The organism is Nocardia sp. NPDC060255 (genome assembly GCF_042727395.1).
Lineage (GTDB): Bacteria > Actinomycetota > Actinomycetes > Mycobacteriales > Mycobacteriaceae > Nocardia.
Genome location: NZ_JBHXAU010000011.1, coordinates 157239 through 181250, shown reverse-complemented (window position 1 = coordinate 181250; position 24012 = coordinate 157239). Strand labels below are relative to the sequence as shown.

The following is a 24012-nucleotide window of genomic DNA, read 5'->3' as shown; positions in this document are numbered from 1 at the left end:
GGTCGGGGTTGTGATCGGAACACGTGCCCGCTGGGGTCTTCTCGCCGTTGCTCTTATCAGTGCTGGCGCGCTTGGCGCTGGGCTCACCGCGTGTGGTCGATCCGACCATGGGCCCACCGGTATTGCCCTGGTCAACGCCGATACCGGGCCGACTGGGGCGAAGGTGGTCAAGGCGTTGCAGGATGCGGGTGGGTACGAGTGGACGGCCGCTAAGCCGGGTGAGGCGAGCACCGATGACTACGCTGCGGTGATCACTCTGCCCGCCGACCTCACCGAATCCATGGGCACGTTGGCCGGTGCGCAGCCGCGCCGGGCCAAGGTCACCGTGGACACGCGCAAGGGCGCGGATACCGGCCTGGTGAACGGTGCGGTCAGCGAGGTGACGCACCGGGTCGGCGCGGCGGGGGTGGATGCCGCGCTGTCGGCGGTCGGGCAGGCGCGCAGCCAGATGACGCAGGCGCAGTTCACCGCGCAGTTGCTGAAGGCCGGGGTGAACGCGGCCGCCGCGGGCACCGAGCAGTTCAGCTCGGGCGCCGACCAGCTGCTCGGGTTCCTGAACTTCGCCAAAGAGGGTTCCGCGCAACTGACTTCGGCCATCGCGCTGCTGAACTCGACCGTCGACGGCGCCGCCGCACAGGCGAATCAGCTTGCCGCCGCGCTGGATTCGACCGGTATCACGATCGCGCAGGTGGAACAGACGGCGAACACGGTCAGCTCCGGGCTCGATCAGATCCTGCCGCCGTTGCGCGCGCTGCCCTTCGCCGGCGATCCGGCGCTGGCCGACATCATCAAGAAGCTCGAAGCCCTGCAGGGCATTTCGGGCCAGGCCGGTTCTCAGCTCACCGGCCTCGGCTCGCTGGTCGGCGGCGCGGTCGACCCGAACACCGATCTCGGCACCCTGCTGCACACCGTCGTCGACCGATTGACCAGTGCCAGTGCGCAATTGAACGAAGGCGCGAAGCTGGCCCAGGACCTGCCCCGGCTGGCCGACCAGGGCGGGGCCCAATTGGTCAGCGCCATCAGCCAACTCACCGGCGGCGTCACCCAGCTGCAGACCATCGTCGGCAACCTGAGCACGCAGACCGACAAGGCCGTCGACGCCCTCCCCCAGCGCAGCTCGGCCCAGCAGTCTGCATTGGCCCTAGCCCTGACCGACCCCATCGAGGTAGTGCGGCAATAAACGACAATGGTCCGTGCTCCCGAGATCAGGAACACGGACCACATACCCAGCCACTACGGAGCGAGTCTTACGAGCGACCCGTTCGCGGCCCGTCTCGTGTCCCAGCTGTCGAAGCGCATGCGCCGCAGGCGCGAGTCTCGACAGCTGGGACACGAGACACCAGGGGGCCGCGAACACGCCGCGGCCACGCGGCAAATTACCTAGCGTCCAGCAGGTCGATGACGAAGACCAGGGTCTTGCCCGCGAGCGGGTGGCCGGCACCGGCCGGGCCGTAGGCCAGCTCCGGCGGGATGGTGAGCTGACGGCGGCCGCCGACCTTCATGCCGGGGATACCGTCCTGCCAGCCCTGGATCAGGCCGCGCAGCGGGAAGTTGATGGACTCGCCGCGGTTCCACGAGGAGTCGAATTCTTCGCCGGAATCGAATTCCACACCGACGTAGTGCACCTCGACGTTGCCGCCGGGCACGGCCTCTTTGCCTTCGCCCTCGATGATGTCCTTGATCACCAGCTCGGCCGGCGCGGGGCCGCCCTGGAACTCGATCTCCGGCTTGGTCATTCGGCGTATCCCCTTCGATTGGGTGATGGTGGGTGAAACGGTGGAACTAACGATTGGTGATCTCGCGGTAGTCGCGCGCACCGTAGCCGGTGTAGATCTGCCGCGGGCGGCCGATCTTCAATGGCTCGCTGTGCATTTCGCGCCAGTGCGCGATCCAGCCCGGCAGCCGGCCCATCGCGAACAGCACGGTGAACATGCGGGTCGGGAAGCCCATCGCCTTGTAGATGACGCCGGTGTAGAAGTCGACGTTCGGGTACAGGCGACGCTCGACGAAGTACTCGTCGGTGAGCGCGGCCTCCTCCAGCGCCTGGGCGATGTCGAACAGCTCGTCGTTGCCGAGCTTGTTCAGGATCGCGTCGGCGTGCTTCTTGGCGATCGCGGCGCGCGGGTCGTAGTTGCGGTAGACGCGGTGCCCGAAGCCCATGAGCTTCACGCCGTCTTCCTTGTTCTTGACCTTGCGGATGAATTCCTTCACGTCGCCGCCGTCGGCCTTGATGCCGTCGAGCATCTCCAGCACGGCCTGGTTCGCGCCACCGTGCAGCGGGCCCCACAGGGCGTTGATGCCGCCGGACACCGAGGTGAACAGGTTGGCGTCGGAGGAGCCGACGAGCCGGACCGTCGAGGTGGAGCAGTTCTGCTCGTGGTCGGCATGCAGGATGAGCAGCATGTCCAGCGCCGCGGCGACCTCGGGGTCGACCTCGTACGGCTCGGCCGGGAAACCGAAGGTCATCCGGAGGAAGTTCTCCACCAGGCTCAGCGAGTTGTCCGGGTAGAGGAACGGCTGGCCGACGGACTTCTTGTACGAGTAGGCCGCGATGGTCGGCAGCTTGGCCAGCAACCGGATGGTGGACAGCTCGACCTGTTCGGGGTCGCGCGGGTCCAGCGAATCCTGGTAGTAGGCCGACAGCGCGTTCACCGCGGACGACAGCACCGGCATCGGGTGTGCGTTGCGCGGGAAGCCGTCGAAGAACCGCTTCAGATCCTCGTGCAGCAGCGTGTGCCTGCGGATCCGGTCGGTGAAGTCGTCCAGCTGGGTCTGCGTGGGCAACTCGCCGTAGATCAGCAGGTAGCTGACCTCGATGAAGGTCGACGTGCCCGCGAGCTGGTCGATCGGGTAACCGCGGTAGCGGAGGATGCCCGCCTCACCGTCGATGTAGGTGATCGCCGACTTGGTCGGGGCGGTGTTCATGAAGCCCGGGTCGTAGGTGACGTATCCCGTGCTGGCCAGAAGCTTTCCCAGCTCGATTCCGTCGTTGCCTTCGGCGGCCTTGGCGACCGTCATCGGGAACTCCCCGCCGGGGTAGGTAAGCACCGGCTTGGCGTCTTCGTCGACGTTGATGATGTTCTCAGCGGGCACGGAAGGATCCCTCTCAGGCTAGAACCGTAGGCATCGTCGCGGTCGGCGCACGATGCACTTGTCTCAACGCTAGACGTTCACCGACACGGACAACCAGGAGGGTAGTCCTGCGGCACCGCACAATCACCTCGTGGGCGAGTGCGGTCCGGACAACGCGCCCAACGACAGTTGCCGAATGTTCGCCGAGCTCATGGTGCCACTATTTCCGCATGTGCGCGGCCTACCCGGTATCGCACGAATGCCGGGAATGCGACGGCGGCGATCACCACGCCGATCACCACCAGTCCGCCACCACCCGCCGCGGCGACGGCGGTACCCAGACTCGCTGCCGCAAAACCGTGGGCAACATCACCGATTCGCGGCCCACCTGCGACAACCACGATGAACACGCCCTGCAGCCTGCCGCGCATCTCGTCGGTGGCGACCTGCTGCAGCATGGTCACCCGCAGCGCGGCCGAGATCATGTCCACCGCGCCGCCGAAGGCCGAGCAGAGCAGCGCGAGCCAGAGCCCGACGCCGAGGCCGAGCCCGTGTCCGGTGAATCCGACGGCAAGGCCGAAGCCGACCATGGCCACGCCCCACAGCACGATGCAGACGAGCACGGCTAGGCCCTGGCGCCGGATGCGCGGTATCCAGCCGGAGAACACCCCGCCGAGCACCGCGCCCGCCGACATGGACGCGAACAGCAGACCGAGCGCGACGCCGCCGGTGGTCGGATCGCCGAAGGTCTCGTGCGCGATCTGCGGGAACAGTGCGCGCGGCATGCCGAACACCATCGCGATCACGTCCACCGCGAACGAGGCGAGCAGGATCCGCTGGGTGGCCAGGTAGCCGAAACCGTCCAGCACCGTGCGGAATCCGGCCCGGCGCGCGGATCCGGTCGGCGGCAGCGCGGGCAGCCGCCACACCGCCCAGATCGTGGCGAGCAGGGCGATGGAGTCGATCAGGTACAGCGTGGCCAGGCCGACCACCGGGATCAGCGCGCCGGCCAGCACCGGTCCGGCGATCGCGCCGAACTGCATCACCGTCATGCTCAGCGAATTGGCCGCGGCCAGATGGTGTTCCGGCAGCAGCCGCGGGATGGTCGCGCTGCGCGTCGGCTGGTTCACCGCGAAGAACGCCTGCTGCACCGCGAACAGGCCGAGCACCACCCACACGTTGTCGATGCCCGACGCGGCCTGCGCCCAGAACGCCACCGCGGTGAGCCCGGTGCCCGCGTTGGTGATGAGCATCAGCTTGCGCCGGTCCATCACGTCCGCGAGCGCGCCGCCCCACAGGCCGAACACGATCAGCGGGACCAGGCCGAACAGTCCGGCCAAGCCCACATAACCCGAGCTGCCGGTGATCTGGAAGATCTGCTGCGGCACCGCGACGATGGACAGCTGCGCACCGATGACGGTGACGATGCCCGAGGTCCAGAGGCGCCGGAAATCATTATGTCGCAGTGGTGCCGTGTCGGCCAGCAGTCTCACCGGCGGCAGCGTAACCAGTCGACGCCGCTCGACTCGAATAGATATTTGTCACCCGCGCGTCGGGAATACCTCAGGGCTGTAGTCGCTGGACCGTCATCTCGCCCTGGTCGATGAGCACCCGGATCCGGTTGTGCAGCCTGCCGCGACGCCCCTGCCAGAACTCCACCTCGTCCGGGCGGAGCAGGAAGCCACCCCAGTGCGGCGGCACCGGAATCTCGTCGACGGTGTCGAACCGCGCGACGGTCTCGGCCATCAGCCGGTCCATCTCGGCGCGCGAACCGATCGGCCGGGACTGGTGCGAGGCCCACGCGCCGAGCTGCGAATCACGCGGGCGGGAACGCCAGTACACCGCGGTGGTCTCGGCGGCGACCCGCTCGATCGCGCCGCGCACATGCACCTGCCTGCCGAGCGCGGGCCAGACGAAGGTGACGGCGGCGAACGGGACCGCGGCGAGCTGGCCGCCCTTGGCCGAGTCGTAGTTGGTGTAAAAAGTCACACCCTCCGGTGAGAGCCCTTTACACAGCACCGTCCTGGCGACCGGTCGCGGCGTGCCGTCGGCCAGTGACACGGTGGCGAGAACCATGGCGTTCGGCTCCGCGACGCCGACCGCGGTGGCCTGCTCGATCCAGTGGCGCAACAACGGCTCCCAGCCGCCGGCCAGCCATGTTTCGTCCAGATCGACGTCTTCGCCGCTGCCGAAGGGGGCGCCGCCGTAGTCGGCGCGCATGCCCGCGAGATCGGTGCTCGGCGGGATATCGGCCGTCTCCTGGCCGCCGGGTGAATTGTCCAGGTCACGCATGGGCCAGACGTTACTCCGCGGTAGCAAGGATCTAAGGTGATGGTGATCGGCATGTGCTCGGCGAGCCTCATCAACCCCTGATCGACGCGAGCATCATGCGGCCCGAAGTTGCAAGGAGAAGTCACACCATGACTACCACCCCCGCGGTGCCTACCGGGCAGACCGCCGTACCCAGTGATTTCGTCAGTGGCCTCGAGGGCGTGGTGGCTTTCACCACCGACATCGCCGAGCCCGACAAGGACGGCGGCGCGCTGCGCTACCGCGGCGTCGATATCGAGAACCTGGTCGAGGGCCAGGTGACCTTCGGTGATGTCTGGGCCCTGCTGGTCGACGGCGAATTCGGTCGCGGCCTGCCGCCCGCCGAGCCCTTCCCGCTGCCGGTGCACACCGGCGACGTGCGGGTCGACGTGCAGGCCGGCCTGGCCATGCTCGCCCCGATCTGGGGCTACCAGCCGCTGCTCGACATCGATGACGAGACCGCCCGCGACAACCTGGCCCGCGCCTCGGTGATGGCGCTGTCCTACGTCGCGCAGTCCGCGCGTGGCATCTACCAGCCCGCGGTCCCGCAGAAGAAGATCGACGAGTGCAACACGGTCACCGAGCGGTTCATGACCCGTTGGAAGGGTGACCCGGACCCGAAGCACACCGAGGCGATCGACGCCTACTGGGTGTCGGCCGCCGAGCACGGCATGAACGCCTCCACCTTCACCGCGCGGGTGATCGCCTCGACCGGTGCCGATGTCGCGGCCTCGCTGTCCGGCGCGATCGGCGCGATGTCCGGCCCGCTGCACGGTGGCGCGCCGGCCCGCGTGCTGCCGATGATCGAAGAGGTCGAAAAGACCGGCGACGCCCGGGGTTTGGTCAAGGGCATCCTGGACCGCAAGGAAAAGCTGATGGGCTTCGGGCACCGGGTGTACCGGGCCGAGGACCCGCGCGCCCGCGTGCTGCGCGCCACCGCCAAGCGACTCGCCGCGCCGCGCTACGAGGTGGCCGCCGCGCTGGAGCAGGCCGCTTTGGCCGAGCTGCGCGAGCGTCGCCCGGACCGGGCGATCGAGACCAACGTCGAGTTCTGGGCGGCGGTGATCCTCGACTTCGCCGAGGTGCCCGCGCACATGATGCCCGCGATGTTCACCTGTGGCCGCACCGCGGGCTGGTGTGCGCACATCCTCGAGCAGAAGCAGCTCGGCAAGCTGGTGCGTCCGGCGGCCATCTACACCGGGCCCGCGCCGCGCCGCCCGGAGGACGTCGCGGGCTGGGCAGCCATCTCGCACGCATAGCAATAGTTGAATGACATGACCGCGAGCCGAATGTCCTGCACCAGTTGGACGTTCGGCTCGCGTAGCATCCGTGACTGACTTCGGGAAGAGGGGTTGACGGATGTTCGACAGAGGGTTGTCACGGCGGCGGATGTTCGGCGTCGGCGCCGCGCTGGCCGCCGGGTTCGCCACCACCGGATGTGGCACGGCACAAAGCGATACGGCGTTCGAGCAGCCGAATTCGACGAGTCGGTACCCGGTCGTCGGCGATTCCCCGGTGGTCGACAAGGCCGCGCCCGCGCCGGCCAACTCCCCCGCCGCCGTGGCCGCCAGGCACGCCGGTGACCAGCCGAAGCAGTGGGGCGTCGAGATGACCGGCATCCTCAGCACCTTCGCGGCCACCGGCAAGCAGATGGCACTGACCTTCGACGCGTGCGGCGGGCCGGGCAACAACGACATAGATGAATCGTTGGTGAACTTTCTGATCGCCCACGAGATTCCGGCCACCTTGTTCCTGAACAAGCGCTGGATCGACGCGAACCAGGGGCGGGCCGCCCAACTGGCCATGAGCCCGCTGTTCGAACTGGCGAATCACGGTGTGGCACACCGGCCGCTGTCGGTGAACGGGCGCGCCGCCTACGGGATCAACGGCACCGGCTCAGCGCAGGAGGCGGCCGACGAGGTCTGGGCCAATCACGAGCGACTGACCGGACTGGTCGGCAAGCCACCGCGGTTCTTCCGCGCGGGCACGGCGCACTACGACGAGGTCGCGGTCGCCATCGTGAACGAATTAGGGGAAACCCCGGTCGGTTTCAGCATCAATGCCGACTACGGCGCGACCGCGACCGCCGCCAAGGTGCAGGCCGCGATGAATGCCGCTGCGCCGGGAGCGATTTCACTCGCGCACATGCACCGCCCGCAGTCCGGCACCGGCGCGGGCATGATCGCCGCCCTGCCGACCATCCGGGACATGGGTTTTACCTTCGTGCACCTGTGAGACGGCGGTCAGTCCTCCCCGAGCGAGGCCGCCCAGTCGACCGCGACGGATTCGCCGTGATCCACGGTGAAGAAGGCGACCTCCAGGTGCTGGCCCAGATCGACCAGGCCGATCGCGGCCAGCGGCACCGGTTGGACGAGGCGGACGAGCCACGGCTTCGGCTCGTCCCAGGCACGCAGTTCGAGGTCGAGGCGCAGCACCGGATCGTCGCGACCGGAGTAGTCCGCGGCGACCGGAGTCGCGGCGAGCACGGTCGCGTCGGCGCGGCGGCCGTCGGCGAGGATCTTCGAGATGCTGGCCCGGCCGGTCTCCGCGAAATCGGGCACGTAGAGCACCAATCGATCCCGATCGCCCGGATCGACGCGGCAGCACACCACATCGCCGGGCTGCATCCATTCCAGATTCGCCTCGGACACCCGCTGTCGCACCCTGGTCTCGTACGGCGGTATGCCGTCGACCAGTACCCGCACCCAGAACACCTGCCCCGGCGCCGCGCTCACCTCGGGTTCGCCCACCGCCGCTTTGGTACTCGGCCGCACGCCGAGGATCGTCGCCGAGCCCAGCGCGCCACGCATCAGCAACTCGCGCCGCGCGCCATCGGAAATCACGCCGATGTGCCGCCCGAACGTCCGTGGCCGTCGTCCGAGCAATCGCCACCCCGAGTTCGCCGACGCCATGTTCATGGGCGCAAAGGTTAGCTGGCGTGTGCTCGGCGACACAGCAATACCACCGCAACCCGAGTAGACCGTGCCGAATCCGGCGTGGCGCGCCCGCGCGGGCGCCCGTGGCCTCGAGCACAGGTGCCGACCCGCACGAACCGGGCTGGTCCGACACGCTTTACCCTGTTCGCATGACCACTGCGTTCCCGACGATTCCCGACGACCTCAAGCCCGCCGACGGACGATTCGGCTGTGGCCCCTCCAAGGTGCGACCGGAGCAGTTGCAGTCCCTGGTGACCGTCGGTGCCTCGGTGTTCGGAACCAGTCATCGGCAGAAGCCGGTGAAGGATGTGGTCGCCCGGGTGCGCTCGGGTCTACGCGAACTGTTCGGGCTGCCCGACGGTTACGAGGTGGTGCTCGGCAACGGCGGCACCACCGCGTTCTGGGATGCGGCCGCGTTCGGCCTGATCCGGGAGCGTTCGCTGCACCTCACCAACGGTGAGTTCAGCTCGAAGTTCGCCAGTGTGGCCAAGGGCAACCCGTTCATCGGCGACCCGATCGTCATCTCGGCCGAGCCGGGCAGCGCGCCGGAGCCGGTGTCGGATCCGTCCGCCGACCTGATCGGCTGGGCGCACAACGAAACCTCCACCGGCGTCTCGATTCCGGTGCAGCGCCCGGCGGGCTCGGAGCACGCGCTGATCGCGATCGACGCCACCTCGGGCGCGGGCGGTCTGCCGGTGAACATCACCGACGCCGACGTCTACTACTTCGCGCCGCAGAAGTGCTTCGCCGCCGACGGTGGCCTGTGGGTCGCGCTGATGAGCCCCGCCGCGCTGGCCCGGGTCGACGAGATCAAGGCCTCGGGCCGGTGGACGCCGGAGTTCCTGTCGCTGCCGATCGCGATCGACAACAGCACCAAGGACCAGACCTACAACACCCCGGCGCTGGCCACCCTGCTGCTGTTCGCCGACCAGATCGAGTGGCTCAACGGCAACGGCGGCCTGGACTGGGCGGTCAAGCGGACGCTGGATTCCTCGTCGCGCCTGTACAACTGGGCCGAGTCGAGCGAATTCGCCACGCCGTACGTCGCCGACCCGGCACACCGCTCGCAGGTGGTCGGCACCATCGACTTCGCCGACTCGGTCGACGCGGCCGCGGTGGCGAAGGTGCTGCGCGCCAACGGAATCGTCGACACCGAGCCCTACCGCAAGCTGGGCCGCAACCAGCTGCGCGTCGGCATGTTCCCGGCCATCGACCCCGAAGACGTCAGCCAGCTCACGCGCAGCATCGACTGGGTCGTGCAGAATCTGGGCTGACACACCGGGATCGAGCGCGACACGCCACAGATGACACGCCGCGCCGAGAACTGCGGTAAGTCGAACAGAGCAGATTAGCGGGGTGCGGGAGTCTCTTCGGAGATTTCCGCCCCGCGTGTCTCGCCCCACGAATCCCAGAAGTGCACTACTGTTTCGGAAAGTGGGCGGTGTCGCGGGTCGACGCGGTAAGGAGGTAACGGTGCGTGAACTTCGAGTGATCGGGGTGACGCCCGACTCCACGCACATCGTGTGTATCGACACCGAGTCCGGCGCGAAATACCGGCTACCCGCCGACGACAAGCTACGAGCCGCAGCGCGCGGAGACCTTGCCCGATTCGGCCAGATCGAGATCGAAATGGAAGCAACTATGCGTCCTCGCGATATTCAGGCTCGAATCCGTGCCGGCGCCTCCGTCGACCAGGTCACCGAAGAATCCGGCATGCCGGCCAGCCGCGTCGAGCGGTTCGCCTACCCCGTGCTGCTGGAACGGGCCCGCGCTGCCGAACTCGCGCAGAAGGCGCACCCCGTCCGCCCCGACGGCCCCGCCGTGGAAACCCTCATCGATGTCGTCACCGCCGCCTTCACCGAGCGCGGGCACAACATCGAGGGCGCCGAATGGGACGCCTGGAAGGACGAAAAGGGCTTCTGGGTCGCCCAATTGCAATGGCAGAACGGGCGTTCCGAGATCGCCGCGCACTGGCGCTACCAGCCCGACGCGCACGGCGGATCGGTCTCCCCGCTCGACGACCCCGCCTCCGACCTGATCGATCCCGACTTCGGCCGCGCGCTGCGCGGCCTCGCGACGATCCTGCCCGCCGAGCCGGAGGTCGCCGCCCCCGCGCCGACGCCGGAACCCACCGTCGAACCGCGTCCCGCACCCGCCGCGCCGCCCGCGCGTCCCGCGGCACGCCAGCAGAGCCAGCCCACCCTGGACGAGTACTACGAACAGCGGGCCGTCGCGGCCGGTGGCGCGAACACGCCTGCCATCACGGCGGGCGCGACCGCAACCCCCACCGCCGCAACGACTGCGGCGCCTGCCGCGGCAAACCCGGTGCCCGCGCCGAGCACGCCCGCACCGACGACGCCGAGCACTCCTGCGGAGACCGCCCCCGCCGCACCTGCCGCGTCGGCGAAGCCTGCCGCCGAGGAACCCGCCAAGCCCGCTGCGAACGGCAAAGCGCCCGCGAAGTCCGCCCGCACCAAGCGTGGCAAGGCGCCCATGCCGTCCTGGGAGGACGTGCTGCTCGGGGTGCGTAGCTCGGGGCATTAAGAAGATTGTCCGCTGCTCCCGTCGTGGAGCTGCTCGGCACAAGGCTTCGGCCGCAGCGCGGGGTCACATCAGCGCTACCCGCGGGACAATATGCACTTCTCAGCGTGGCAACTGATTTCGTGAGCACATGGGTAACTCGTCGGGGACCGGCGAACGCTCACACCCACATCACCGCTGGCCGCCAACGCAACTCGCAACGCGCCTAAGTCTGGCTTGAATACGCGGAGAGGCGGAACAGAGTAGATTTTTAGGGTGTGGTCGACGACGCGCAAGGTGGCGAGCGAAGCACCGGGTCGGTGAATCGCTCGATATCACAGTGCGTTGCTCGAAGTTCGCGGAGCTGATTCGTGCAACCATCGGGAGGTGCCGGAAATGCTATCGAAAGCTTCGTCGCTCTGGTACGTCGACGCACCCGATCCGTTGACGGTCCTGCGCGCCAACCATGATCCAGATCCCGATGCCGCACTGGCGCTGGCGAAGCAGCTGCACAGCGACCGGGATGTGCTGCCGATCATGGTCGGCACCCTCGCGGGCTGCGCGGGCCCGGACCTCGACGAGGTGTACATCGGTTGCTACCCGGGCGTGACGGTGGTGTGCTCGGCGCAGGCCGCGCGGATCCACCCGACCGAGATCCCGGAACTGCTGGTCCGTCCGCTGGCCTCCGAGCACACCTATCTGGTGTCGTTCGACACCGTGCACGGCTGGGGCGCGTTCGCGCATTGGGAGCGCGGCGAATTCCGCAGGGCGTTCAGTTCGAGCCGGGTGAACATCCTGGAGGACGAGGGCCTGCCGCTGGTGTGGGAGCGGCCGTATTGGGCGGGTGACCATCCGGTCCACTGGCGCGCGGGCGAGCTGCCCGACCCGCAGACGCTGCCGTTCGATCCGCCCGATTTCGCCGACGCCGCCAACAACGAATGGCTCGGCTTCCACTATCGCTCCCCCGCCGCCGAGGGCGCGCTGGTGCCCGGCGACGTCGCGGTGTGCGGGTTCACGCTGTACCCGAAAGGCCAAGCGCCCGACCCGGCTACCCGCATGCCGCCGCAGCAGGAGCCGGACAGCGTGCGCCCGAGGCGCGGCCTGTTCGGCTGGCTGCGCGGCCACGACCGGGTCTCTTAACCCGCAAACCCGTTGATCAGCAGCGCGACCCAGCCGAGCAGCACGCCCGCCGTGCCGCCGCCGACCACCCACCTGGTCACCGGCGTCCACCGCCACCGCCACACGGTCGGCGCCGCACCACCGGCGGCGATCAGGTTCACCGCCACCGCGAGCAGCGGATGCACCTCGGCGAGCGCCCGGCCGAACGAGAACACCGCGACCGCGGCGAGCAGCCCGACCATGGTCGCGACGGTGATGCCCGAGCCCCACGGGGTCGGACCCTGGTGCGGCGGGTAATTCACGTGCGCACCCGCTCGTAGAACGCCATCGCGGCCGCGGTCGCCACATTGAGCGAATCGGTGCCGGGTGACATCGGAATTCGCGCCCGCACATCGGTGGCTCGCATCGCGTCCTCGCTCAACCCCGGACCTTCGGCGCCGAGCAACAATGCCACCCGCTCACCCGTCATCGCCGTGGCCAGATTCACCGCGGCCGGGTTCGGGGTTAACGCGATGATCTGGAAACCCTTGCGCCGCAGTATATCCAGACCGTGCGGCCAATCGGGGACGGAAGCGAACGGCACCCGCAGCACGTGGCCCATGGACACCCGCACCGCGCGCCGGTACAGCGGGTCGGCGCACCGGTCACCGAACAGGATCGCCTCGGCACCCAGGCCGGCCGCGTTGCGGAACATCGAACCGAGGTTCTCGTGATCGTTGACGCCCTCCAGCACGGCCACCGTGCGCGCCTGTTCGAGCACCTCGTCCAAGGTGAGCGCCGCCGGGCGCGGAGCCACCGCGAGCACGCCGCGGTTCAGATGGAAGCCGACCACCTCCGCCATCACCTCGGCGGACGCGCGGTAGTACGGCACCTCGACACCGGTCAGGTCGTCGGCGAGTTCCTGTCGCCGCTTCTCCACGCCGAGCAGCGCGGTCGGCGCGAATCGCGAGTCCAGCATCCGCTGCACGACCACCACGCCCTCGGCGATCACCAGGCCCTTGCGTCCTGGCAGATCGGGTCGGCGGTCGGCGGAGTTGAGGTCGCGGAAGTCATCGACCCGCGGGTCGGCGGGGTCGTCGATATCGATCACTTCGGCCACGGCTACATCCTGCCTGGGCAAGGCGCGTGGCGCCGCTACCGGTTCGGTCGAGTCCGGCGGAAAATCGAATGCGGCACGGATGGCGGCGTGCGAAGGTCGTGCCATGACGCTGCCAAACGGAATCACCATTCGGTCGGCTACCGCGGCCGACGACGCGGCCATCACGCTGCTCGCCGATACCGCCTTCGGCATGCGGTCGCCGTCGGCGACGCTGGCGCCGGAGGCCAGGGTGTTCACCATCGAGAACGCCGTGGTCGCGGTCGACGGCGGCCGGGTGGTCGGGGCGACGAAGGCGACCCGGATGACGCTGACGGTGCCGGGCGAGCGCGCGGTCGAGGCGTGCGGGATCGCGGCAGTCTGTGTCGCGCCGACACATCGGCGGCGCGGCATCCTGCGGGCGCTGTATACCGAGCAGCATCGGCGCACCGAGGCGGACGGGTTGGCGTTGACCATCTTCACGGTGAGTCAGGGCACCATCTACGGACGGTTCGGCTACGGGCCGACGGTGCGGGAGAACGCGGTGAGCATCGATCGGCGATTCGCCGAATTCCGGCCGTCGACACCGGATCCGGGTGGCGTCGAGCTGGCCACGCTGGCCGAGGTGACCGATCAGGTGCGGGCGATCTACGACCGGTGGCGCCGGATCGTGCCCGGTGCCCAGGTGCGTCCGGAGGCCAACTGGGCGATGCTGTTCGCCGACCCGGTGGCGGTTCGCGGCGGTGGCACCGACCTCTTCACGCTCGTGCACCCGGACGGCTATGCGCTGTACCGCCACCGCCGTGCCGAGAACGTCAACGTCGCCGAGGTGGTCGAGATCCGGGCGGTAACCTCCGATGCGCATGCCGCGCTGTGGCGGGCGCTGGTCGGGCTGGAGCTCGTGCAGCGGATCGATGCGGCGCTCAGCGACAACGACCCGCTGCCCTACCTGCTCACCGACGTCCGGCTGGTCCGGACCAACGCGCGCTATGACGCACTGTGGTTGCGGCTCATGGACATTCCCGCAGCGCTGACCGCACGTACTTACCAGCGCGACCTGGATGTCGTACTCGCGGTGGCGGATCCGTTCCGCAATGCGGGTGGCACCTTCGCCCTCACCATCCGCGACGGCATCGCCGAATGCGTGCCGACCACCCGTCCGGCCGAGGTCGAGCTCGGCATCGACGTTCTCGCCAGCATGTACCTCGGCGCCTATCCCGCCCGCGTCTTCACAGCGGCAAACCGCTTGCAGGCCAAGGATTCCGCCAAGGCTCGCGCCCTCGACGAGGCCTTCGCCACCGAACGCGACGCTGTGCTCGGCTGGTTTTTCTGAACGTTTGCTCGGGGCAACTACGCCGGTGCCCCATGGCCGACGGTAGCGGGTAGATCGACGGGCGAAGACGCGCCGGAGAATGCCGGATGAACTCGGCTTCCGGATTAGTTTCTATCGGTACTAATCCCTTAAGTTCAGCTACATCCGACCGAACAGTATGGGGTAGCTGATGATGAACACTCCGAGAGCCGTACGCGTAGTCGCCGCAACCGACGTCGCGAACGAGATCGGCAGGCAGGGGCAGCATCTCGTCCCGTATATCACTCGGGAAACTGCTGGGAGCCAGGGGATTTCGGCCGGAATCGTGAACATGCCGCCGGGGAAGGTGTCCAAGGCGCACTATCACGCGCACAGCGAGATCATCGTCATCTGCCTGCGCGGCCGCGCGGCGACGTTGGTCGGTCCGGATCTGACGCCCCACCTGCACGGCCCCGGGGAGTTCGTGTACATCCCCGAGGGGGTGCTGCATGCCGCGGTAAACCTCAGTGAGACTGAGGATCTCGTCGCGGTGGAGATGCGCACCGATCCGATGTTCAACGACGATGTGGTGCTGACCCCGGCGCACGACGGTGCTGTCGCGGACGCGGTCGCGCGGCTGCGCCGTGATCTCGCGAAGGTGGGCGCGGGTCTATGACAGCCGTGATCAGTCGCGGTGCCGCCGCGGTGCGCAGCGGGCCGATCGACGACATCTTCACGACGCTGGCCCTGCGTCCGGAGGTGATCTCGTTCGCCGTCGGCGCGCCGGATCCGGCCCTGCTACCCGGCGAGTTGGTGGCCGCGCTGGCCGCCGAAGTTGTTGCCGAGCACGGGACTTCGGCCCTGCAGTACGGGATGACCCGGGGGTTTCCGCCGCTGCTCGACCAGGCGCAGGCGCTGCTGCGGGGACGGGGGGTCACCAGCCCTGCCGATCTGACACATATCGCCACGGGCGGCTCCGGTGCCCTGCACAGCGCATGCATGGCGCTGCTCGATCCAGGCGCGGTGGTGCTGGTGGAGACACCGACCTACGGGCCCGCGGTGAAGGTGTTCCGCAGTCACGGCGCGGTCGTCGCCGGTGTCGAGTCGGATGCAGACGGAATCCTGCCCGCGGCACTGGATGTCGCTCTGACACGGCAGGAGGTGGCAATGGTCTATCTGATGCCGACCTTCCAGAACCCGACCGGGCGAACGATGTCGGCCGTGCGCCGTCAGCAGATCGCCGAAGTTGTACTGCGACACGGTGTGACGGTGGTGGAGGACGACGTCTATGTCGACCTCAGGTATCGGGGCGACCCGCTGCCCGCCTTCTGGTCCTACGCGCCGCACCACACCGTCTACATCACGTCGCTGTCGAAAACCGTTGCGCCCGCATTGCGGACCGGTATCGCGGTGCTGCCGGAGCACCTGCTCGAGCATGTGCTCGCGATGAAGCAGGGCATCGATATGCAGACCTCGACCTTCAATCAGGCGATCGCCGCGGCCTTCCTGCGCAGCGCGGCGGGCGACGCACATGTGGCGCGCGCGATCGAGAGTTACGGCGCGAAGCTGGCCGCGCTCACCGCGGCATTGCGCGGGCACATGCCGTCCGGATTTTCGTGGACCGAACCCGAGGGCGGAATGTTCGTATGGGTCGAGGGCCCTGCGGATTTCGACGCCGAGCTGCTGCTCGGCCGGGCGCTGGACGCCGGCATCGCCTTCCTGCCGGGCAGCATGTTCTACGCCGCGACGGACGCACCACGCAACAGCATCCGCCTGAGTTTCGCGAACGTCTCCCACTCCGAGATCGACCGTGGCATAACGATATTGGCCGACCTGTGCGGGGCACGATGAGCATCGTCGGAGTGTGGGAGGTGCGCGCCGAGGGTGCCCCGTTCGCGCACCACGTCATGATGTTCCACGCGGACGGCACCATGCTCCAGTCGAATCCGGATCACGGCAACCGGCACACCAGCGACAGCAATGGCATGGGTACCTGGCATACGGACGGCACGACGGTGTCAGGAGCGTTCATCGAATTCACCGTCGACCGCTCGCATCCGGAATCGGTCTGCCGGGGCGTCGTGCGGTTCGAGGTGACCGTGCGCGGCGACGAGTTCCTCGGCTCGGCGAGTGCGATGTTCTACGAGCTGGACGGAACGCCCTGTCGCGGCCCGCTGGTGACCGGCCTCACCGGTCAAAGGTTCGATGCCCGCGCGTATTCGGAGCCACCGGTGGGACAGGTGCTGCCGGTCATGTCGCACTGATCACCGCTCGGCTCGGGGGAAACCCTGATGCCCGATTCTCACATCGACTGGCATCCTGTTCACATGGCGCCGATTCGTTTGATCCTCAACGTCCTGTGGCTGGTTTTCGTCGGGATATGGATGGCGCTCGGCTACATCCTGGCCGGGATCATCTGCTGCATCCTGATCATCACCATCCCGTGGGGCATCGCGTCGTTCCGGATCGCGGCCTACGCGCTGTGGCCGTTCGGCCGGACCACGGTGGAGAAGCCGGGTGCGGGCGCGGGATCGCTGGTCGGCAACATCATCTGGGTGATCGTGGCCGGCTGGTGGCTCGCGCTCGGCCACCTGCTGACCAGCATTCCGCTGTTCGTCTCGATCATCGGAATCCCGTTCGGCTGGGCCAATTTGAAGCTCATCCCGCTGTCACTGTTCCCGCTCGGACGCGACATCGTGGACAGTGATCAGCCGTTCGGGGCGCGCTGACGCGCTAGGGGGATGGCAGGAGGCGGAGCCGACGGGGTGGGTTAACTCAGCCTTACTCGGATTCGGCGACGATCTGCTTCATGATGCCGACGGCACGGGTGAGCACCACGATTTGTTCTTCGGTGAGGTTGGAGAGCTGGTCGGTCATCCAGGCCTCGCGGGCGTGCGTCTCGTCGGCGATGAGCGCGGTGCCCGCCTCGGACAGCGAGACGATGATCTGGCGGCCGTCGGTGGGGTGCGGCTTGCGCTCCACCATGCCCAGGTCGGTGAGCGAGGCGATCACCCGCGTCATCGACGGCGGCTGCACGCGTTCCCTGGCGGCCAGCGCCCCTGGTGTCATCGCGCCGTCGCGCGCCAGGGTCGCGAGGGCGGAGAGCTGAGTCAGCGAAATCTGGGAGTCGGCGCGGCGGCCGCGCAGATGACGCGTCAGTCGAACCACTGCCAGTGAGAGCTCACCGGCGAGGGCTCGAACATCGGATGGCGTTGTCACAGAGCTGAACGATACGGGACGGGTGCGTGTCGGACGCGCGTTCTCGCAGCTACGCTGGTGCCGTGACGGAGAAAGTGCCACAGATCCCGCCGCGGCTGACAGATCCGCGCCCGGTGCTTGCGGTCGGCAGCGCGCTGTGGTTGGTGGCCACCCTGGTGGTGTGGGCCAGCGGTGACCGGTGGGCATCGGTACTGCCGGTCTGCCTGATGGGCCTGGTGGTCGGCGTGCTCGCCCTCGGGATCTTCCTGATCCAGCGGCGCGGGGCGCGCCGCGGCGACAAGGGTGCGCAGACGGGGCTGTAGACCTCGCACCGGCGTCAGCCGACCTCGAAGTCGTTGGTAGTACCGGTGAACGGATGCAGCGCGCCGTCGGGGCTCAGGCTGTCGGCGTAGTGCTGGAACCGATACCGTCCCGGCGTCGCGTCGGCGGGGATGTCCCAGGTGAACCGCGCCACGGACTCGGCGGCGCCGCGCTTGCTCCAGAAGAACTTCACCGCCCACTCGCCCTCGTTGGCCTCGCGCACCCACTCCCCTGACGCCTGCTGCCGCTGCACTTCCAGGAAGGTGCTGTTGCGGCGGGTGTTGTGTTTCGGGTGGGCGGAAACGAATTCGGCGGCCGCCTGGGTGCCGGGCGCGTAGGCCGGCCCGGGCTGGGTCAGTACGTCGCCGAAGTTGCGGCCGGGCGGGGTGGTGTCCGGGCCGGCGCCGGGCTGGAAGTTCGGCTGCAGGTTGGACACGTCGCGCGGGGCCGGCCCGCGCGGGACGACCTGGCGGGCGGCGAATGCCGTTGCCAGCCGGGTGAATTCCTGCTGATAGGCGCAGAGTGTGTAGCGGCCGAACATGGTCGAGGCGCCCTCGTACTGCTGCGAGTCGTATTCCTCAGGGGTGGTGACGTATTCGTGGTACGCGTTCGCGTAGCCCTGCATCAGCACCTGCTCCAGCGGCACGCCGAGCGCGTCCGCGACCGCGCGGCGCACCCGCAGGCCCGAGGTGATGGTGAATTCGCCACCGGCGGCGGCCAAGTAGAGCTCGCCGAGCCGAACGATCTGAATCGGCAACACATTCGGAATCCAGGCCACCGGCGGCATCAGGCCGAGCGGCGCGGCGATGGCCTTGGGCGCCTGGGCGTCCGCGAGCCAGGCCGGCGCCGGGGTGTTGGCGCCGCCGAGCGCGTCCAGGAAGGGGTTGCGGACACCCTCCGGGACGGGTGCGCCGGGGAAGCCCGGTCCGTCCTCGACGCTGCCCGCGATGAGCGAGACGCCCGCTGCCGCCGTCGCGGTGTGCCTCGGCTGCCCGTCGGGGGTAAATCGGCCGTCGACGGCGATGTCGGCCAGGTCGATGTAACAGAGCATCGAGTCGATCGGTCCGCCCATCGACCGCGCCTGGGCCAGCGCGTCTTTCGCCGCCTGATACTGGCGTTCGCCGATGATGCGGGTGTTGTCGAACTCGTTCTCGGTGGGGCCGGAGCCGGGGCGCAGGTTCAGGTTCGGGGACATGTCGCCCGCGTTGGTCTGCGCGAAGGCGGCCACGAAATCCGGTGCGCCGTCGAGGTAGCGGACGCCGTGCTCGAGGTGCTCGTAGGAGAACGATGCGTAACCCTTGTTGTCCGCGCTGATCAGCCGGTTCTCGTTGGTCATCGAGGTGCAGTGGGTGGAGAACCAGGTGATTGCGCCGACCTGCCGACCGCCCTTGACAAGGGACAGCACCGTCACCGCGGGGTCGATGGCCTCGGGAAAGTGTTGTTTGTCGGCAACGGGATTGAGCTCCCAGGCGACCCGGGACCGGTTGACGCTCGCGTCGTGCAGTTCGCCGTGGCCGAGCGCGAGCGAACCGGGGCCGAGGTCGGCGTCGGCGGCCGCGATGGCCTCCACGATGCCGTTGACCTCCGCGTCGTACACCTGCTGCTGAAAACCCAAGATGGACAGGTTGTATGCGTAATCGTTACTGGAGCCGCCGCAGGTCGCGTGCGAGTGCGTCGAGGTGAGCACCAGGTTCTGCTCGGTGTACCGATCGCCGAACCGGCGGGCCAGCTCCGCGAGCACGCCGCGGTGCACAGATTGGAAGATCATGCCGTTCTCGGCGACCACGAAAACCACGCGCTGTCCGGCGCTGCCGATGATGAACGCCCGGGCCCGCGGCCGCAGGTGAATACCAGCCGTCTGCTGCTCGAGCTGGGAATAACCCATCATTCCGCATTCCGCGGCGGGGCCGGTGATGTCGGAAATCCCGACACCTAACTCATAGCCACCGGAACCAGGGGCGGCCGCGGCCGGTGCGCCGAGCGGGCCGGACATGGCGGGCACCGCCGCTGCGGCGGCCAGCGTCGCCGAACCGACAACGGTTCGGGCAAGAACGGTTCTGCGCGACAGCGGCATACGCATCTCCTTCGATCCTGATGGCAGCGAACCATACAACTGGTCACTCGTCCAGTCGAGATTTTTCTACCGGCGAATTGACTGCACGCTCCCCGGGCGCTTAACTCCCTGGGGTGTCCTCCCGATTGAGCGTCGAAGAAAGACGGGCCCACCTTATCGAGGCCGCTATCGGTCTTGCCGAAAAAAAGGGCGTTGCGGGCGTGACCACGCGCGATGTCGCCCAAGCGGCAGGAGTCTCGCTTGGAGTGGTGCATTACTGTTTCGAAAACAAGGACGCGCTGATGACCGAGCTGGTCAAGGCGTTGTCGATGGAATTACGTGATTCTGTCGACGCCAATGAAACAGTCTGGCAAGACGTCGGAAGTGGAAAAGAAGCACTTCAAAAATTGATCCGCGCCGGACTGGAACTGATGTGGCTGAACATAGAGGCCACTCCGGAACGTCAGCTGCTCACTTACGAAACCACCACTTACGCACTGCGCGAGGGTGAGCAAACTCCGGCGAAACTCGCGATCGCCCGCGAGCAGTACAACTTCAACGACTCCACCGTCGCCGACATCCTGGAGCACGCGCGCGACGCGACCGCGAACCAATGGTCGGTTCCGCTGCAGTCGTTGAGCCGATTCACCCTCAATGTGATCGACGGAGTCGTGCTGCGCTGGCTGGTGGACAACGACAGCGAGAGCGTGCGTTCACAGCTCGATCTGCTCAGCCAGATGATCGCCGAGTACGCGGCTTAACAGCTGCGGCACAGTCGGATTCGCCGGTTCCCCGGAAAACTACCGCTGCACTCTGAAATGCACGGTGTCGCCCTCGCGCCACCAGGGAACCGACGCGGTGGCTTCGACCGCGCCGTGCAGGCGCACCTTCAGATCGTCGTGCAGCACCAGATCGCCCGCCTGCGGTGGCAACGAGAAGAGTTGTCGCAGTACAACTCCCAGTGGCTCCGCGGACCAGGTGGTGCGACGGCCGATGGTCAGGACCTCGGCGGTGACGGACTCGGAGACCAGCGGCAGGTCGAGCAGGGTCGCCAACGCGGGCGCGGTGTCGATATCGCCCGCTACCAAGCGATCTGGCGGGACAGCGAAGCCGAACCACGGCTCATCGAGGATGAAGGCCTGCGCCGGATCGACGACAGCACCAGACAGTGCGCGCACACGATCGGGCAGATCGAGATCACCGAGATCCAGCTGATCCGCGGCGACGGCACCGGCCAACCTCGCGTGCGTACGCGAAACCACCTCGGGGGTAGGCGTTTTCGACGGATCGGCAAGCGCGTTGAGCAAGGCCGCGGCCAGCTCGGGGGTGAGCACGGCCGCGTCGGCCAATATCGCGCGCATGGCGGTCGCGTCATCGGCGAGACCCGGCACCGTGAAAGTCGGCAGCAGCTCGGCGAATTCCGTGTCCGACGGATGCCGGAGCAGACCGAGCGGCGTGCCGTCGATGCGTGCGTTGGTGCGCAACCACCAGGCGGTGTAACCGTCGCGGTCGGTGAGCAGACGGCGCGTGCGCGGCGCGGAAGCCAACTGCCACAACGCCTCCGGCCATGCGGCGTCGTCCACCAGGTCGAGGTCGCGGATCGCGGCGAATTCCGGCGGATCGTCCGACAGCGTCGACCACCAGCGGTCTTCGTCGTCCAGATTGTGGTCCGGTCCGGTCGGATCGGACTCGGTGACCACGGTGAAGTCCCAGCCGACGCCGATGGCCCGCAGCGCTTGCGCGCCATAGCCTGCCACCACGGCAGGGTCGATCGAGGTGAACGGTGAATCCTCGATCAGCAGCTCGCGCAGCGGCGCGTCGGGCAGCAGCAGCTCGTCGGCCGGGCGCAATTCGCCGTCGACGTCAGGCAATTCGATCAGGCTGAGCCAGGACGGCAGCGCGGTCGGCTCGGCGAGCACGGCCAGGCGAAGGACCGCGTCGATGGTGTCCGCGTCGTCCGGGTGATCTTCCAGCTCAGCGCGCAGATCAGGTTCGTTCAAAAGATCTTCGGCAGTCGCGGAACGGGCGCCGAGCCTGGCCAGCAGCGGATGCGCGGCCTCCGGATGCACCAGCCTGGCCCAATGCACCGGGATGGCGACCTCGAGCTGATCATCGAGCACGGTCGTCCGCGGCCCGGTGACCAACCGCCCGTCCGCCAGCGGAACCGCAAGCGCCCCAAGCTCTTCGGCGGCCAGCGGATCCACTACGAACACCTCGAGCGCCTCATACAGCGAATACCACCAGTGCGGCGCCCGCTCCAGACCGCTCGACAACTCCGCCAGCCGCGCCAAACCGAGTCGGTGCACATCGAGCACACCGAGCGCCTCGGCATGCTCGCGGCCGGACAACTCCGGAATCACCAACGGGCCGACCACATCGTCGAGCAGGCGCGCCAATTCCTCGGTCAGCCCGGTGAGCGCACTCGCCCGCGTCGGTACGGCGACGTCGGCCGAGCTGGCGGTCGGTGCGTCGAACAGGTCTGTGCCGTATTGGCCCGTGGTTGCGTCCGCAGTCGCCTCGTGGCCTACGCCGGCGGTCACCGCATGCGTGACGACGATCGGCAGCCAGGGGTGGGTCTGGAGCTCTCGGACGAGGGCCTCGCGGAGCAGGCCGTCGGCCTCGCTGCGGGCGAAGGCGGGAGTGGGGACCAGGACCAGTCGGTCGCGGGGCGGCAGGGCGCGGGCGAAATCCGCGTAGCCGAGCGCCAATTCGGTGAGGCGGGCGCCGGGGAGCAGGCGACGGCGGTCCGGCTGCATGGCGATGTCGGCGATCAACAGCGCGGGCAGGGACAGTTCCTCGTCGGAGCGGGTCGGCGCGCGCAGCACATCCGGGGCCGCGGCGGTGGGCCTGCCGTTGCGGAGCGGGAGGAGCCAGCGGGCGTGCGGTGCGCGGTACTGCCACCAGGACCGGTGCGCGTCGCCGGGACCGTCGACGCGGATCTCCTGCAGGTCGTTGCCGAGATCGGTGGTGGTGCTGGTGAATTCCGCGGTCTCGATCGTGATGTGCTGGAGTGCGGGCAGTTCCAGCAGCAGGTCGATGGCTTCCGCGTGCATACCCGCGAGCAGTGCGGCGGCGTCCACGTCCGGACGCAGGCGCAGCACGACTTCGGTGTCGAAGCCCGCCACCGGCGCGGTCCCGGACGGCCAGGCCATCCGCAGCACCGGCGGCGCGAACCCGTCCACAGTGTCGTCGGCCGGACTGTCGGGGATGCGGATGTCGCGCTGCCGCAGGGCATCCCAGGTCAGATCGCGAGAAAACACGAGCGAGCCGGTGCTCGAACGCAGTTCGATCTCGTCACTGACCGAGAGCACCGCGGTGAAACCGACACCGAACCTGCCGACGGCCGTGACCTCCGACTTCCCGGACGCGCGCAGCGCAGTGAGCGCATGCACGCCGGAGAGATCCAGTGGCGCACCGGTATTGGCGATATGCAGGGTGCCGCCATCGAGCCGCACCACCAACCGACCCGCGACACCGGCCTTGGCGGCGGCGTCCGCCGCGTTCTGGGCCAGTTCGGTCAGCAGCCGGTCACGGTATCCGGCGCGCATCAGATCCGCCTCGGTCGCCGCGTCTTCCCGCAATCGAGTCGGCGAATCACGCCATGCGGCAAGAACTCCCGCCCGTAACGCCGAGGTGCCGAACGGATCGGCCGTCTCGGTCAGCTCTGCGGCGATGACTCGACCGCCCGGCCATCGCCGTCGACAACCGGCTCGTCGCCCGAAGTCGCCTGCGCCGCATCCACACCGGCGTCGGTCGAGCTGTCCGCGACGTCGGTGCCCGCCTCGCTCACCTCGGCCGGAGGCGAGTCGATACTCGCAGTGGCCGAAATACTTTCGTTGCCAACATGCGCATCCGCACGCGGAGCCACAACGGAGTCACCACTGTCGGCAAGCACGGTCTCTTCCACACTCGGCTCGGCTACAACCGCGACGCTGGACTCACCATCCGCGGTTACCTCGCCGTCCGCAGCAGGCTCGGTGCTCGCGGTGGCAGTGCCACCTTCGTCACCGGCTTGCACATCCGCGTTCGCGGACGCACTGTCCGACTCAGCGACCGCGACGTCCACACTCGGCGCATCGACGACATCCGCATCCGATTCGACGACGCCGGTTGCTTC

Annotated in this window: 23 protein-coding genes; 13 read left to right on the top strand and 10 right to left on the bottom strand. The window is 68.1% G+C overall.

Features of this window, described 5'->3' with window-relative positions:
* Window positions 1-10 precede the first annotated feature (10 nt).
* A complete protein-coding gene (locus ACFWF1_RS21620; protein ID WP_379282230.1) occupies window positions 11-1180 on the top strand; it encodes a hypothetical protein in 1170 nt (389 codons plus the stop codon).
* A 196-nt stretch (window positions 1181-1376) separates the two neighbouring features.
* Here the strand turns inward: ACFWF1_RS21620 and ACFWF1_RS21615 are convergent, their stop codons facing one another.
* The 4 genes from ACFWF1_RS21615 to pdxH all read right to left on the bottom strand — a co-directional run bounded on the left by ACFWF1_RS21615 (window position 1377) and on the right by pdxH (window position 5364).
* The gene (locus tag ACFWF1_RS21615; RefSeq protein ID WP_379282229.1) at window positions 1377-1736 is read right to left on the bottom strand and encodes an FKBP-type peptidyl-prolyl cis-trans isomerase; all 360 of its coding nucleotides are present in this window, start codon (window positions 1734-1736) and stop codon (window positions 1377-1379) included.
* 46 nt (window positions 1737-1782) lie between these two features.
* Window positions 1783-3093: a citrate synthase gene (locus tag ACFWF1_RS21610; RefSeq protein ID WP_379282228.1), complete on the bottom strand. Its 1311-nt coding sequence runs from the start codon at window positions 3091-3093 to the stop codon at window positions 1783-1785.
* Window positions 3094-3281: 188 nt separating this feature from the next.
* Window positions 3282-4565 carry an MFS transporter gene (locus ACFWF1_RS21605; RefSeq protein ID WP_379282227.1) on the bottom strand — a complete coding sequence of 428 codons (1284 nt, stop codon included), beginning with the start codon at window positions 4563-4565 and terminating at the stop codon, window positions 3282-3284.
* A gap of 70 nt (window positions 4566-4635) precedes the next feature.
* Window positions 4636-5364, bottom strand: coding sequence for a pyridoxamine 5'-phosphate oxidase (gene pdxH / locus ACFWF1_RS21600; RefSeq protein WP_379282226.1), 729 nt, complete (start codon window positions 5362-5364; stop codon window positions 4636-4638).
* Window positions 5365-5492: 128 nt separating this feature from the next.
* On the opposite strand from pdxH, the gene ACFWF1_RS21595 reads away from it, so the two are divergent.
* The gene (locus tag ACFWF1_RS21595) at window positions 5493-6641 is read left to right on the top strand and encodes a citrate synthase 2 (RefSeq protein WP_379282225.1); all 1149 of its coding nucleotides are present in this window, start codon (window positions 5493-5495) and stop codon (window positions 6639-6641) included.
* 100 nt (window positions 6642-6741) lie between these two features.
* On the top strand, window positions 6742-7617 hold the full coding sequence (locus tag ACFWF1_RS21590; protein WP_379282224.1) for a polysaccharide deacetylase family protein: 876 nt from the start codon (window positions 6742-6744) through the stop codon (window positions 7615-7617).
* Between the two features lie 8 nt (window positions 7618-7625).
* Here ACFWF1_RS21590 and ACFWF1_RS21585 read toward each other — a convergent pair whose 3' ends face one another.
* Window positions 7626-8300: a hypothetical protein gene (locus ACFWF1_RS21585; protein WP_379282222.1), complete on the bottom strand. Its 675-nt coding sequence runs from the start codon at window positions 8298-8300 to the stop codon at window positions 7626-7628.
* A gap of 167 nt (window positions 8301-8467) precedes the next feature.
* Between ACFWF1_RS21585 and serC the strand changes: the two genes are divergently transcribed.
* The 3 genes from serC (at window position 8468) to ACFWF1_RS21570 (ending at window position 11978) form a co-directional block, all read left to right on the top strand.
* A complete protein-coding gene (gene serC, locus ACFWF1_RS21580; RefSeq protein ID WP_379282221.1) occupies window positions 8468-9592 on the top strand; it encodes a phosphoserine transaminase in 1125 nt (374 codons plus the stop codon).
* Between the two features lie 199 nt (window positions 9593-9791).
* On the top strand, window positions 9792-10862 hold the full coding sequence (sepH, locus tag ACFWF1_RS21575; protein WP_379282220.1) for a septation protein SepH: 1071 nt from the start codon (window positions 9792-9794) through the stop codon (window positions 10860-10862).
* Window positions 10863-11234: 372 nt separating this feature from the next.
* Window positions 11235-11978 (top strand): DUF6928 family protein, encoded by a 744-nt coding sequence (locus tag ACFWF1_RS21570; protein WP_379282219.1) that lies wholly within the window; start codon window positions 11235-11237, stop codon window positions 11976-11978.
* Here the strand turns inward: ACFWF1_RS21570 and ACFWF1_RS21565 are convergent.
* Together ACFWF1_RS21565 and ACFWF1_RS21560 are read right to left on the bottom strand one after the other, a co-directional pair.
* Complete coding sequence (locus ACFWF1_RS21565) at window positions 11975-12259, bottom strand: DUF2537 domain-containing protein (protein WP_379282218.1); 285 nt, start codon at window positions 12257-12259, stop codon at window positions 11975-11977. The genes ACFWF1_RS21570 and ACFWF1_RS21565 overlap by 4 nt on opposite strands.
* On the bottom strand, window positions 12256-13056 hold the full coding sequence (locus ACFWF1_RS21560; RefSeq protein WP_379282217.1) for a TrmH family RNA methyltransferase: 801 nt from the start codon (window positions 13054-13056) through the stop codon (window positions 12256-12258). Before ACFWF1_RS21560 ends, ACFWF1_RS21565 begins: the two co-directional genes overlap by 4 nt.
* 103 nt (window positions 13057-13159) lie before the next feature.
* Here ACFWF1_RS21560 and ACFWF1_RS21555 point away from each other — a divergent pair, with 103 nt between their 5' ends.
* The 5 genes from ACFWF1_RS21555 (at window position 13160) to ACFWF1_RS21535 (ending at window position 17052) form a co-directional block, all read left to right on the top strand.
* A complete protein-coding gene (locus ACFWF1_RS21555) occupies window positions 13160-14365 on the top strand; it encodes a GNAT family N-acetyltransferase (RefSeq protein WP_379282216.1) in 1206 nt (401 codons plus the stop codon).
* 172 nt (window positions 14366-14537) lie between these two features.
* The gene (locus ACFWF1_RS21550; RefSeq protein WP_379282215.1) at window positions 14538-14999 is read left to right on the top strand and encodes a cupin domain-containing protein; all 462 of its coding nucleotides are present in this window, start codon (window positions 14538-14540) and stop codon (window positions 14997-14999) included.
* Window positions 14996-16174: a PLP-dependent aminotransferase family protein gene (locus tag ACFWF1_RS21545; RefSeq protein ID WP_379282214.1), complete on the top strand. Its 1179-nt coding sequence runs from the start codon at window positions 14996-14998 to the stop codon at window positions 16172-16174. The genes ACFWF1_RS21550 and ACFWF1_RS21545 overlap by 4 nt, the downstream gene beginning before the upstream one ends.
* Window positions 16171-16587, top strand: a complete 417-nt coding sequence (locus ACFWF1_RS21540) for a hypothetical protein (RefSeq protein ID WP_379282213.1) — start codon at window positions 16171-16173, stop codon at window positions 16585-16587. The genes ACFWF1_RS21545 and ACFWF1_RS21540 overlap by 4 nt, the downstream gene beginning before the upstream one ends.
* 63 nt (window positions 16588-16650) lie before the next feature.
* Complete coding sequence (locus tag ACFWF1_RS21535) at window positions 16651-17052, top strand: YccF domain-containing protein (RefSeq protein WP_379282212.1); 402 nt, start codon at window positions 16651-16653, stop codon at window positions 17050-17052.
* 52 nt (window positions 17053-17104) lie between these two features.
* Here ACFWF1_RS21535 and ACFWF1_RS21530 read toward each other — a convergent pair whose 3' ends face one another.
* Window positions 17105-17542: a MarR family winged helix-turn-helix transcriptional regulator gene (locus ACFWF1_RS21530; RefSeq protein WP_379282211.1), complete on the bottom strand. Its 438-nt coding sequence runs from the start codon at window positions 17540-17542 to the stop codon at window positions 17105-17107.
* 62 nt (window positions 17543-17604) lie between these two features.
* Between ACFWF1_RS21530 and ACFWF1_RS21525 the strand changes: the two genes are divergently transcribed.
* Window positions 17605-17844, top strand: a complete 240-nt coding sequence (locus ACFWF1_RS21525) for a DUF2530 domain-containing protein (protein ID WP_357385951.1) — start codon at window positions 17605-17607, stop codon at window positions 17842-17844.
* 14 nt (window positions 17845-17858) lie between these two features.
* Here the strand turns inward: ACFWF1_RS21525 and ACFWF1_RS21520 are convergent, their stop codons facing one another.
* Window positions 17859-19916, bottom strand: coding sequence for a neutral/alkaline ceramidase (locus tag ACFWF1_RS21520; protein WP_379282210.1), 2058 nt, complete (start codon window positions 19914-19916; stop codon window positions 17859-17861).
* Between the two features lie 125 nt (window positions 19917-20041).
* On the opposite strand from ACFWF1_RS21520, the gene ACFWF1_RS21515 reads away from it, so the two are divergent.
* Complete coding sequence (locus tag ACFWF1_RS21515; protein ID WP_357385947.1) at window positions 20042-20656, top strand: TetR/AcrR family transcriptional regulator; 615 nt, start codon at window positions 20042-20044, stop codon at window positions 20654-20656.
* Window positions 20657-20695: 39 nt separating this feature from the next.
* Here the strand turns inward: ACFWF1_RS21515 and ACFWF1_RS21510 are convergent, their stop codons facing one another.
* A complete protein-coding gene (locus ACFWF1_RS21510) occupies window positions 20696-23443 on the bottom strand; it encodes a sacsin N-terminal ATP-binding-like domain-containing protein (RefSeq protein WP_379282209.1) in 2748 nt (915 codons plus the stop codon).
* Window positions 23444-24012: the final 569 nt, after the last annotated feature.